Annotated in this window: 8 protein-coding genes and 1 pseudogene; 8 read left to right on the top strand and 1 reads right to left on the bottom strand. The window is 69.2% G+C overall.

Annotated elements, in window-relative coordinates; genetic code table 11:
- The 5 genes from A5646_RS13170 to A5646_RS13150 form a co-directional block, all read left to right on the top strand.
- Positions 1-290 (top strand): YafY family protein (locus A5646_RS13170; RefSeq protein WP_231998315.1); only part of this gene is annotated, 290 nt, incomplete at its 5' end.
- A 99-nt stretch (positions 291-389) separates the two neighbouring features.
- Positions 390-665 carry a Sec-independent protein translocase subunit TatA gene (tatA, locus tag A5646_RS13165; protein WP_066880597.1) on the top strand — a complete coding sequence of 92 codons (276 nt, stop codon included), beginning with the start codon at positions 390-392 and terminating at the stop codon, positions 663-665.
- Positions 666-711: 46 nt separating this feature from the next.
- Positions 712-1,668, top strand: a complete 957-nt coding sequence (tatC, locus tag A5646_RS13160) for a twin-arginine translocase subunit TatC (protein WP_156748947.1) — start codon at positions 712-714, stop codon at positions 1,666-1,668.
- A complete protein-coding gene (locus A5646_RS13155; RefSeq protein ID WP_067022044.1) occupies positions 1,658-4,444 on the top strand; it encodes an RNA helicase in 2,787 nt (928 codons plus the stop codon). The genes tatC and A5646_RS13155 overlap by 11 nt, the downstream gene beginning before the upstream one ends.
- A 65-nt stretch (positions 4,445-4,509) precedes the next feature.
- A complete protein-coding gene (locus A5646_RS13150) occupies positions 4,510-5,274 on the top strand; it encodes a DUF4333 domain-containing protein (protein WP_066864663.1) in 765 nt (254 codons plus the stop codon).
- A gap of 12 nt (positions 5,275-5,286) precedes the next feature.
- On the opposite strand, the gene A5646_RS13145 is transcribed toward A5646_RS13150, so the two are convergent.
- The gene (locus A5646_RS13145) at positions 5,287-6,240 is read right to left on the bottom strand and encodes a 5'-3' exonuclease (protein WP_066864660.1); all 954 of its coding nucleotides are present in this window, start codon (positions 6,238-6,240) and stop codon (positions 5,287-5,289) included.
- A gap of 70 nt (positions 6,241-6,310) precedes the next feature.
- Between A5646_RS13145 and A5646_RS13140 the strand changes: the two genes are divergently transcribed.
- The 3 genes and pseudogenes from A5646_RS13140 to A5646_RS13130 all read left to right on the top strand — a co-directional run.
- Positions 6,311-7,438 (top strand): Xaa-Pro peptidase family protein, encoded by a 1,128-nt coding sequence (locus A5646_RS13140; protein ID WP_067022043.1) that lies wholly within the window; start codon positions 6,311-6,313, stop codon positions 7,436-7,438.
- A 36-nt stretch (positions 7,439-7,474) separates the two neighbouring features.
- A complete protein-coding gene (locus A5646_RS13135; RefSeq protein WP_067022041.1) occupies positions 7,475-9,757 on the top strand; it encodes an alpha/beta hydrolase-fold protein in 2,283 nt (760 codons plus the stop codon).
- A gap of 89 nt (positions 9,758-9,846) precedes the next feature.
- A pseudogene (locus tag A5646_RS13130) lies at positions 9,847-11,874 on the top strand (hypothetical protein); the annotation flags it as partial.

The raw sequence follows: 11,874 nt of genomic DNA, 5'->3' as shown, positions 1-11,874 counted from the left end.
CCCGGTTCTCCACCGGCGCGGGCTCGTCGACGGCCGTTGCCGCGGCCGAAGCGTCCTGCGCCCGGGCCCCGGCGGCGTCCTGGATGTTCGAGTACTACCCGATGCGCGACGTGCGCGAGCTGCCGGACGGATCCTGCGAGGCGGTGATGACCTATGCCTCCGAGGATTGGATGACGCGGCTGGTGCTGGGCTTCGGCCCCGACGTCCAGGTGCTGGCACCCGCGTCGCTGGCGCGGCGGGTGCGCGATACGGCGGCGGCCGCCCTGACCGCCTACGACGCCATGAACTGACAAAAGTCCAGGCGAGATGGTCCACCGCGGCGCGGCGCGGGCCCGCCGCCACCCGGCCCCGCTGCGGTAGCATCGGGTGAACGTCTGGAGGTAATCAAAGTGGGCAGTCTTAGTCCGTGGCACTGGGCGATCCTCGCGGTCGTGGTGATCTTGCTGTTCGGTGCCAAGAAGCTCCCCGACGCTGCGCGTTCGTTGGGTAAGTCGATGCGGATCTTCAAGTCCGAACTGCGCGAGATGCAGACCGAGAACAAGGCGGAAGCGCCGTCCCTGGAAACCCCGTCGACCCCGCCGGCCGCCCCCCAGCCGGTGCAGTCGCAGCGGGTCGACGCGCCGGCGCCCAGCGAGCAGGGGCACAGCGAAGCACGTCCGGCCTAGCCGTCACCATCGTCGCGCGCTGCCCGAGCGCCACTGACCGAGCATCGTGAAAGTCTTCAAGGTTTCAGCGCGCACTACCGGCCTGCTGAGGCGCCTCAACCCTCGTAACCGTCGCAGCCGAACCAACCCGGATGCGACCATGTCGCTGGTCGATCACCTGACCGAGCTGCGCACCCGGCTGCTGATCTCCCTGGCCGCGATCCTGCTGACCACGATTTTCGGCTTCGTCTGGTACTCGCATTCGATCTTCGGCCTGGAAAGCCTCGGCGAGTGGCTGCGCCATCCCTACTGTTCGCTGCCGCAATCGGCGCGCGCCGAGATCAGCGCAGGCGGGCAGTGCCGGCTGCTGGCGACCGCGCCGTTCGACCAGTTCATGCTGCGGCTCAAGGTCGGCCTGACGGCGGGAGTGGTGCTGGCCTGCCCGGTGTGGTTCTACCAGCTCTGGGCGTTCATCACGCCCGGGCTCTATCAGAAGGAGCGCCGCTTCGCGATCGCGTTCGTGATCCCCGCCGTGGTGCTGTTCGTCGTCGGCGCGGTGCTGGCCTACTTCGTACTGGCCAAGGCGCTGGGCTTCCTGCTGACCGTCGGCAGCGACGTCCAGGTGACCGCGCTGTCCGGCGACAGATATTTCGGCTTCCTGATCAACCTGCTGGTGGTCTTCGGCGTCAGCTTCGAATTCCCGCTGCTCATCGTCATGCTCAACACCATCGGGATGCTGACCTATGAGCGGCTCAAGGCGTGGCGGCGCGGCCTGATCTTCGCGATGTTCGCGTTCGCCGCGGTCTTCACGCCCGGATCCGACCCGTTCTCGATGACCGCCCTCGGGTTGGCGCTCTCGGTCCTCCTGGAGTTCGCCATTCAGATCGCTCGGCTGCACGACAGGCGCAAGGCCAAGCGTGAAGCGCAGGCCGTGATTCCCGACGACGAAGCATCGGTGATCGAACCGCCCAGCGCGATACCCGAGCCCTCGCTGTCCGCCGGGCAACACGACGATGTCACCTGATCCGTCGCCGCCCTCCGGCCTTGCGGAGCTGGTGGAGCTCACCCGGTTCACCGCCGATCTGCCCTTCGCGCTGGATGGCTTTCAGCATCGGGCGTGCGCGGCGCTCGAACGAGGCCACGGCGTGCTGGTCTGCGCGCCGACCGGCGCCGGCAAGACGGTGGTCGGCGAATTCGCCGTGCACCTGGCGCTGGCATCCGGCGGTAAGTGCTTCTACACCACGCCGCTGAAAGCGCTGAGCAACCAGAAGCACACCGACCTCACGGCCCGCTACGGCCGCGACCGCATCGGCCTGCTCACCGGGGACATGTCGGTGAACGCCGACGCGCCCGTGGTCGTCATGACCACCGAAGTGCTGCGCAACATGCTCTACGCCGATTCGCCTGCGCTGCATGGGCTTTCGTATGTGGTGATGGACGAGGTGCACTTCCTGGCCGACCGGATGCGGGGCCCGGTGTGGGAGGAGGTGATCCTGCACCTGCCCGACGAGGTGCGGGTGGTCAGCCTCTCGGCGACGGTGAGCAACGCCGAGGAATTCGGCGGCTGGATCCAGACCGTGCGCGGCGATACGACGGTCGTGGTCGACGAGCATCGGCCGGTGCCGCTGTGGCAGCACGTGTTGGTGGGCAAGCGCCTGCTGGACCTGTTCGACTACGACAACGAGAAACCGGCCGCGGACCGTCAACCTCGCGTCAATCCCGAACTGCTGCGCCACATCTCGCACCGCCGCGAGGCGGACCGCATGACCGACTGGCAGCCGCGTCGCCGGGGCTCGGGCCGGCCGTCGCGGCCGCGCTTCTACCGGACGCCGACACGGCCGGACGTGATCGCCACCCTGGACTCCGAGGGGCTGCTGCCGGCGATCACGTTCGTGTTATCCCGGGCCGGCTGTGACGCCGCCGTCCAGCAGTGCCTGCGCTCGCCCCTGCAGCTGACCACCCAGGAGGAACGCGCGCAGATCGCCGAGGTGATCGAGCACCGCTGCGGCGACCTCGCCGACGCCGATCTGGGCGTGCTCGGCTACTACGAGTGGCGCGAGGGGCTGCTGCGCGGCCTGGCGGCACACCACGCCGGCATGCTGCCGGTCTTCCGCCACACGGTCGAAGAACTGTTCACCGCCGGACTGGTCAGGGCGGTGTTCGCCACCGAGACCCTGGCGCTCGGGATCAACATGCCCGCCCGCACGGTGGTACTCGAACGGCTGGTGAAGTTCAACGGCGAGCAGCACGTGGCGCTGACGCCGGGGGAGTACACCCAGCTCACCGGCCGCGCTGGGCGGCGCGGCATCGACGTCGAGGGCCACGCGGTGGTGCTGTGGAATCCCACCGAGGAGACCACCGAGCCCTCCGCGGTGGCCGGGCTGGCCTCCACCCGCACCTTCCCGCTGCGCAGCTCGTTCGCTCCGTCGTACAACATGACCATCAACCTCGTCCAACAGATGGGCCCCGAGCAGGCACACCGGTTGCTGGAGCAGTCGTTTGCGCAGTATCAGGCCGACCGCTCGGTCGTCGGGCTGGTCCGCGGCATCGAGCGCGGCACCGCGATGCTCGACGAGATCGCCGCCCAGATCGGCGGACCCAAGGCGCCGATCCTCGAATACGCCCGGATGCGTGCCCGCATCGGCGAGATGGAGCGCGCGCAGTCCCGGGCGTCCCGGCTGCAACGGCGGCAGGCCGCCAGCGATGCATTGGCCGCGCTGCGCCGCGGCGACATCATCAACATCACCCATGGCCGGCGCGGCGGCCTGGCCGTGGTGCTGGAATCGGCCCGCGACAGCACCGACCCGCGACCGCTGGTGCTCACCGAAAACCGTTGGGCCGGAAGGATTTCCTCGGCCGACTATTCGGGTGTGTCGGCGCCGGTCGGTTCGATGTCGCTGCCCAAGCGGGTCGAACACCGGCAGCCCCGGGTCCGGCGTGACCTGGCGTCGGCGCTGCGATCGGCCGCCGCCGGGCTGACCATCCCGGCCCGGCGCCGCGGCGGCCGGGGGGATTCCGATGGTGAGTTTCATGATCCCGAGTTGGCGTCGCTGCGCGACGCGCTGCGCCGGCACCCGTCGCACAACACGGCCGGTGTGGAGGAACAGGTCAGGCAGGCCGAGCGCTATCTGCGGATCGAGCGCGACAACGCGCAGTTGGAGAAAAAGGTTGCGGCGGCCACCAATTCGCTGGCCCGGACCTTCGACCGGATCGTCGGGTTGCTCACCGAGCGCGGCTTCATCGAGAGGCGCGACGGCGATCCGCGCGTCACCGACGACGGCCGGCTGCTGGCGCGCATCTACAGCGAAAGCGACCTGCTGGTGGCCGAATGCCTGCGCACCGGCGCGTGGTCGGGGCTCAAGCCCGCCGAACTCGCGGCGGTGGTCTCGTCAGTCCTGTACGAAACCCGGGGCGGCGAGGGGCCGGGGGCGGGTTTTGCGGCCGACGCGCCCACCCAGCAAGTGCGCCAAGCGCTGCAGCAGACCTCGAGGCTGTCGATGGCGCTGCGCGCCGATGAGCAAACGCACCGGATCGCCCCGAGTCGCGAGCCCGACGACGGCTTCGTCAACGTCATCTACCGCTGGGCCCGCACCGGCGACCTGGCGGCGGCGCTGGCGGCCGCCGATCCGGCCGGCACGGGCTCGCCGCTGCTGGCGGGGGATTTCGTGCGCTGGTGCCGCCAGGCGCTCGACCTGCTGGACCAGGTCCGCAACGCCGCCCCGGACCCCGAGCTACGGGCCACCGCCAAGCGGGCTATCAACGACATTCGGCGCGGCGTCGTCGCAGTTGACGCCGGGTAGGCTAGGCCGGAGCTACCGTTAAGCGGCGATAGTGCATGCCAAGACACAAGGGCTGAGGGAGAAAGATGAGCGGACCGCAGGGATCGGACCAGCAGTGGCAGCCGCCCGGTCAAGGTCAAGGTAGCGATCACTCGTCAGAGCCGACTCAGGTGGCACCCACCTGGCAGGAGCAGTCGAACCAGGAGACGTCGTGGCAGGCCCCGGCCTACACCCCGCCCGCCGACTACCCGCAGTACCAGCAGCCGGCGGAACAGGCCTATCCGCAGCAGTATCCCCAGCAGCAGCCGGGCTATGCGCAACCGGGGCAGTACGGTCAGCCCGGCCAATACGCCCAGCCCGGCCAGTACGCCCAGCCGGGCCAGTACGGCCAACCCGGCCAGTATCCGCAGCCGGGGCAGTATGGCCAGCCGGGTCAGTATCCCCAACCCGGCCAGTACGGCCAGCCGGGCCAGTACCCGCAGCAGTACCCCGGATATGAGCAGCCCGGCAAGAAGCGGCCCGTCGGCCTCATCGCCGGTGTCGGCGGCGCGATCGCGTTTCTGCTCATCGCGGTGGTGCTGGTGCTCGGTTTCTGGCAGCCCGGGTTCTTCGTCACCACCAAGCTGGACGTCAACAAGGCGCAGGCCGGGGTCCAGCAGGTGCTCAGCGACGAAACCAACGGCTACGGCGCGAAGAACGTCCAGAACGTCAAGTGCAACCACGGCCAGAACCCCACCGTCAAGAAGGGCGCCACGTTCGACTGCGACGTCAGCATCGACGGCGCGCCCAAGCACGTCACGGTGACCTTCCAGGACAACAAGGGCACCTACGAGGTCGGCCGGCCGCAGTAGCCGCCGGGCCGATCAGTTCGGCAGCCCGTCCAGCGCCTTCTGCAGGCGGGCGACCGACGAGCCGACGCCCAGCTCGGTCGCCAGTTCGGCGGTGCGTCGCGGATGGGCGGCGACCAACGGTATTTCGTCGGTGGACGTCGAGAAGGTGACGGGCGCGTCGGTCGCCACCCGCACCACCTTGCCGGCCGCCTCGATGTAATCCAGCGCCCCGAGCAATTTGGTGCGGATGCCCTTGGCCATCTTGGACTTCGGGTCCTGGGCGGCGGCCAGAATCCGCTGCAGCGAGCCGTGCTGGGCCAGCAGCGTCGCCGCGGTCTTCTCGCCGACGCCCGGCACCCCGGGCAGGCCGTCGGACGGATCGCCGCGCAGCAACGCGAGTTCGGCATAGGCGGGGCCGGCGCGATCCACCGGGACGCCGTAGTGTTCGGCCACCTCGGCGGGCCCGAACAACGTGGCCTTGCTCAGCCCGCGGCCGAGGTAGAGCACCCGGACCGGGACGGGATCGTCCGACACCACCTGCAGCAGGTCGCGGTCGCCGCTGACCACCACCACCGGGTCCTTACGTTCCCGGGCCGCCAGAGTGCCCAGCACGTCGTCGGCCTCGTAGCCCTCGGCGCCGGCCGTCGGAATCCCGTATGCGTCAAGGAGTTCGGCGATCATGTCGATCTGGGGCGTCAGGTCGTCGGGGACCTCCTCGACGTCCGGCTCGTCCTGCGGATCCTCCACGGCCACGCGGTGGGCCTTGTAGGACGGGACGAGGTCCACCCGGAACTGGGGACGCCAATCGAGGTCGAGGCAGACGGCCAGCCGGCTGGGCCGCTGCTGGGTGATCACTACGGCCATGGAGTCGATGAACCCCCGAACGGCGTTGACGGGCCGGCCGTCGGGCGCGGTGATCGAGGACGGCACCCCGAAGTACGAGCGGAACCACATGCTGGCGCCGTCGAGCAGCACGAGTGGTCGCATGCGGGTTATCGTCTCACGCCAATCCGCGCACCGAGTCGACGGTCGGCAGGCGGGGGTTAGCCTGACTGCCATGGAGTCTCACCGCTTCGACGCAGCAGTGTATGAACGCCGGCTGGCGGCCGCCGCGGTGGCGGCCGCCAATGCGGGCCTGGCCGGGCTGGTGATCACACCGGGCTATGACCTGCGCTACCTCGTCGGGTCGCGCGCACAGACCCTGGAGCGGTTCACCGCGCTGGTGTTGCCCGCCTCGGGCGAGCCGACGGTGGTGGTGCCGCGTCTCGAGCTGGCCTCGCTGAAGGAATCGGCCATCGCCGAACTCGGCCTGGCGGTGCGGGATTGGGTCGACGGCGACAATCCCTACGATTTGGTGGGCTCCGCGTTGGGCGGTGTCCCCGCCGCGACCGCCGTCACCGATGCCATGCCGGCGTTGCACCTGCTGCCGCTGGCCGAAGCGCTCGGGGTGCTGCCGGTGTTGGCCACCGACGTGTTGCGCACGCTGCGGATGGTCAAGGAGGAATGCGAGGTCGACGCGCTGCGCAAGGCCGGCGCGGCCATCGATCGGGTGCACGCCCGGGTGCCGGAGTTCCTGGTCCCTGGTCGCACCGAAGCCGACGTGGCCGCCGACATCGCGGAAGCCATTGTGGCCGAAGGGCATTCGGAGGTGGCATTCATCATCGTCGGATCCGGGCCGCACGGCGCCGACCCGCACCACGGGTATTCGGATCGCGAACTGCAGGTCGGTGACATCGTCGTCGTCGACATCGGCGGTGCTTACGAGCCCGGTTACAACTCCGATTCCACCCGCACCTACAGCATCGGTGAGCCCGATCCCGAAGTCGCGCAACAGTATTCGGTGCTGCAACGCGCCCAGCGCGCCGCGTATGACGCGGTGCGTCCGGGGGTGACGGCCGAGCAGGTCGACGCCGCCGCCCGTGACGTGCTGGCCGCCGAAGGGCTGGCCGAGTACTTCGTGCACCGCACCGGGCACGGCATCGGGCTGTCGGTGCACGAAGAGCCCTACATCGTCGCCGGAAACGATCTGCCCCTGGCCGAGGGCATGGCCTTCTCGATCGAGCCGGGCATCTATTTTCCGGGCCGTTGGGGCGCTCGGATCGAGGACATCGTCGTCGTCACCCCCGAGGGAGCTCTGGCCGTCAACAACCGGCCGCACGAACTGATCGTGGTTCCGGTGGCCTGACCGACGCGTCACCGGGTCCGCGTAGGTTGGGGCGTGATGTCAATTCTGGATCTTCCGCTGCTTCCGATTCGCATCGCACGCCACGTCGCCGACGCGGTCTTGCACCCCAAGGCACCCGCACCCGCGCCGGCTCCCGCGCCGCCGGCCGAGCTGGTCGTGGTCGACGGGATGCCCGAGGGCGTGCCGCCGGCGGCGCGGCGCCCCGAGCCCGCACTTCCGTCGCCCGCGGGTTGGCCGTTCGGCGAGGAGTTCCCGCGCACGTGCGGCGCCGGGCGGCTAGCCGGCGGCGCCCTGTTCTGGACCGACTTCCTCTACGACGACCACGGCGCGACGGGTGTCCCGATCGGCGACGTGAAGATCCAGGCGCCGCCGCGCGGAACCTACATCTATCCCGACGGCCCCGCGGCCGGCAACGGCGCCGACATCTTCCGCGTCGCCATCGGGCTCACCGAGACCCACACCTGGTGGCGGATCGACTGGAACACCGTGCTGGACGCGTCGGTGCCCATCGCGCTGTTCACCTTCGACACTGACCCCGCCCGAACGGCGGACGAACACTGGCCCGCCGCAGCCGGGGTGCGTTCGAAGGGCATCGACATGGCCCTGCTGGTCTCGGGCGCCGGCGCCGCGCTGATCGACCTGACCACGCAGGCCAGGACGCCGGTCGAGCACAGCGTCGACATGCAGTCGCGGTCGTTCGTCGCCCAGGTCCCGCGGTCACTGGCCGAACCCACGGGCAGCTGGACGGTCCGCATGGTGGCGGGGCTGGCCAACGCGGCGGGGGACGGCTTCGCCGACGTGTCCGCCCTGCATGGCGCGCTGCCCGGGCAACCCAACGTGTACAACGTGGCATTTCGCACCCACGAGCAGGAGCCGGTGCACCTGAACTTCTGGTCGGATGCCGCCCAGGCCGCCGCCCTGACACACGGCGACGTCTCCGAGTTCGCGCTGACGGTGCCCTGGGCCCAGCTGGCGGCCCGCAACACCGTTCCCGAGCCGGTGATCACCGGCCCGTCCACCCGGTGGTATGTGTCGTCGGTCGAACTCGGCCAGGGCCTGGAACAGGGTTGGGCCGCCAACGACATCCTGAGCACCAAGCCGCATTTCCTCGGCCGGGTGCAGCCGTATTCGATCTGCCTGCCCTCGAGCTACGCGCCGGGTCGGACGCTGCCGTTGACCCTGTTGCTGCACTCGCTTTCGCTCGGGCAGAGCCAGTTCGCCGCGATCGACCCGCACCTGCTGCACCAGGTGTGCGAGGGCCGTGACTCGGTCGTGGTGACGCCGCTGGCCCGGGGACCGTCCACCTGGTACTTCGACACCGGCGAACTCGACGTCTGGGAAGTATGGGCGCGAGTCGCCGAACAATTGGGCACCGACCCCAATCGCACTGTGATTTCCGGCTATTCGATGGGCGGGTATGCGACATACAAGCTTGGACTGAGCTATCCGCAAGTGTTCTCGCAAGCCGTGGTGCTGGCCGGCCCGCCGACGTGCGGGGTGCGGCTGCTGCCGCACGTCGACATTCCCGCCGACCTCGATCCGCATACGCCCTGTGCCCGTGAGGGTGACACCTGGAAGCTGCTGGTGAACGCCCGATGGCTGCCCTACGTCATCGCTCATGGGCTGCTTGACGAACTGGTGCCGTTCGCCTCGGCCGCCGAGCAGGTGCTGGAGCTGGACCGGCTGGGTTACCGGCACCGCTTCAGCGTGTTCCCGCTCGAGGATCACATCGCCTGGGTGTTCCAGGACAAGTTCGAGGACCCGATCTCCCACATGGGAACCGCTCTGCGCCAAGCGGATCCGGGACACATCACGTTCGCCTGGTATCCGCAACTGGTGCGCGCCGACCTGGGCATCGGGCCACACCAGGCGTGGTGGTTGTCGGAACTGGCCGCCGATCCCGAGGTGACCGCGCGGCGCGGGGCCGTCGCCGAGGTCGACGCGCGCTCGTACGCGCGGCCGGACCCCACGCACACCATCCGGCACCATCGCGGCGTCATCCCGCACTTCGAGCCGACGCCCGGGGTGTACAGCGAGCTGGACTGGCAAGTGGGACGGCCGGTCGGCCCGCTGCCGTATTTGACGTTGCGCCTCACCGGAGTTGCCGGTTTACGAGTCGATGTCGCGCGAGCCGGGCTGGCGGCGTTGCCGACGTCGACCATCACGGTGGCCACCGATGTCACCGCCACGATCACGCTCGGTGGCTTGCCTGCGGCGGTCGACGTGCAACTCGATGGCGAACCGGCCGGGGCGACGGTCGCGGTCTCACCCGGGCGACACCGCATCACGTTGACGGCCGCAGCGGCTGTTGATCGGTGAGTTGTGGCGCTAGGTGATTGTCGCTAGCTTGGCGAATCGATCATCGGGTGAATAGCGGCGACGGGCGGACCTGAGCGAAAATTCCGCTCGTGGCTCCCTTGGCTGTCGACCCGGAGGCGATGTACGCCGCGGGTAGTGCCGTGGGTGCCGCCGGCGGTGGTCTGGCGGCGAACCTGACGGTGTTGGCGGCGGGTTTTTCGGCCCACACCGGGGTGGATCGCGCCGGCGAGGTGTTCGGCCTGGCGTATCAGGACACCGCCGAGTCGCTGCTGAAGGCAGTGGCTGCCGTCGTGAATGCGTGCGGGAAATGCGGTGCTCTTATCCAGCAAGGCGCGTCGAACTATTCGAAGGCGGAGGCGGCCTCGACGCTAGGCGGCGGTGGCAGCATTTTGGCGGCGCCGCCCCCGCCGGAGGAACTTGCCGCTCCCAAAGCCCCGGGAACGATGGGGCCCGGAGAGCCGCCACCGGCGCTATGGGCGATCGTGGAGTCGCTCGTCCTCGAGTTGTGGCCCGACGGCGACGTGCCGGGTATGCATGCGGTCGCGTCTCGTTGGCGCAGCTTCGCCGCGGCGGCTAACGGGTTGCAGACGACTCTCAACGCGGCTAAGACACTGCTGGATATCCAACACCTTCCTGAAGGCGACAAGATCGATAACGCTCTCAACGAAATAGGTTCTGCGGCAGCGACTATCGGCGCGCAATGCGGCAAGCTGGCCAGTGCCATCGACAAGTTCGCCGACAAAGTCGGCCGCTCCCAACATGCGATTCGGGATCTGTTGCACCGGCTCGGGTCCCTGGGCGACCTCGGCCACGACATCATGCTCATTATCGACGGCGACGCATGGGACGAGATCAAGAAAATCGCCAAGGACATCAACGACGTGCTGCAGCATCTCGGGCAGGAGGCCCGCGCCGGCGTGCAGGGGATCAGGCTGCTTATGGAAGCGGCCGATCGCGAGGTCGTCACTTGTGAGAAGTACGCGCGCCGCGGGCTCGTCAAGTTCTTAGGGGAAGACGTCGGCAATCCGGTGGCGACCGCATTCGAGTTCGGGATAAATGCCCAGGAGGGCGTTCTCAAAGGTGCGGTCAACATGGGGTTAGGCCTTGCCGACCTGAGCCCGCATTGGATCGCCGTCGACCCCCAAGGCGCAGCCGCCACTTGGACCGGTCTGGTGAAGAATGCGTGGAAGGAGAGTTTGTTCAACGCTCCCATTCATCCCGAGGAATTCGCGCATGCGAGGCTGCAGGAGTTGAAAGGCCTTGTGCATGCCGAGGATTGGACCAGAGATCGGCCCGGATTGGGCGCTGGCGAAGTCGTGTTCGACCTTGGCACGCTGATATCACCCGGTCTCGGTGAGGCGGGCGCAGCGGCCGACGGCGCAGGCGCGGCCGCACGGGGCGCCGAGGGCGAGGCGGAGGCCGCTGGCGCCGCCGGGCGCGTCGGCGGGAAAACGGGCGAAGGGCTTGGCGGCATCGTGGGTGCCCGCGGTGAGCTAACCAGCATTACCAAGGCGAGCGCCGAACTGCCCCAAAAGCTAGGAGGCGTAACCAAGGATTTACCGGATATCAAGCCTCCGGCAAGTGGCACTCCCGTGGCAATGCCACCCGGCAAGCCGATTGAGCCGCCGGTCGAGTCGGCACCTCGCCCGGCCGAGGGCGCCCCCGGCGCACCCCAGGGGTCGACACCCGCGGCAACCTCGCCGGGTCAGGCGGGCCCGCCCGGTGATTCGCCGCCACCCTCGAGTAGTCCCAATGGCGTTCCGCACGAGCCGAATTCGTCACCCACCCCTTCTGCACCGGCGGGTGGTCCCGTCGGCCCGCAAGGCCCTGCGCCCGTTCCCGCTGCGACGCCAGGTGGCTCGGGTGGTCTGCATGATCCCGCGCCTGCGCCGGCTGCGGCCCCTCCGCCGGGTGGTTCTGGTGGGCTGCATGAACCGGCCGCAGAGCCCGCTCCTCCGCCGGCACCGGCTGCGCCGGCCGCTCCCGGGGGTCCGCACGATCCGGCGTCTGTGCCATCCGGCGGCCCGCACGAACCCACCGCGGTGCCGGCGGAGCAGCCGCCTGAGCCGGTCTCCGTGCCGGCCGGTGGCGCTCACGACCCAGTCGCCGAGCCGTCG

The sequence above is a fragment of the Mycobacterium sp. 1245499.0 genome (genome assembly GCF_001673615.1).
Classification (GTDB): domain Bacteria; phylum Actinomycetota; class Actinomycetes; order Mycobacteriales; family Mycobacteriaceae; genus Mycobacterium; species Mycobacterium europaeum_A.
Note: the sequence above shows the minus strand (reverse complement) of the source record. Positions and strands in the feature narration are given on the sequence as shown.

Excerpts from the sequence above, each read along its gene's own strand:
- A5646_RS13140 (WP_067022043.1), top strand. The coding sequence starts at position 6,311 with ATGGAGTCTCACCGCTTCGACGCAGCAGTGTATGAACGCCGGCTGGCG.
- A5646_RS13155 (WP_067022044.1), top strand. The coding sequence starts at position 1,658 with ATGTCACCTGATCCGTCGCCGCCCTCCGGCCTTGCGGAGCTGGTGGAG.
- A5646_RS13150 (WP_066864663.1), top strand. The coding sequence starts at position 4,510 with ATGAGCGGACCGCAGGGATCGGACCAGCAGTGGCAGCCGCCCGGTCAA.
- A5646_RS13135 (WP_067022041.1), top strand. The coding sequence starts at position 7,475 with ATGTCAATTCTGGATCTTCCGCTGCTTCCGATTCGCATCGCACGCCAC.
- A5646_RS13145 (WP_066864660.1), bottom strand. The coding sequence starts at position 6,240 with ATGCGACCACTCGTGCTGCTCGACGGCGCCAGCATGTGGTTCCGCTCG.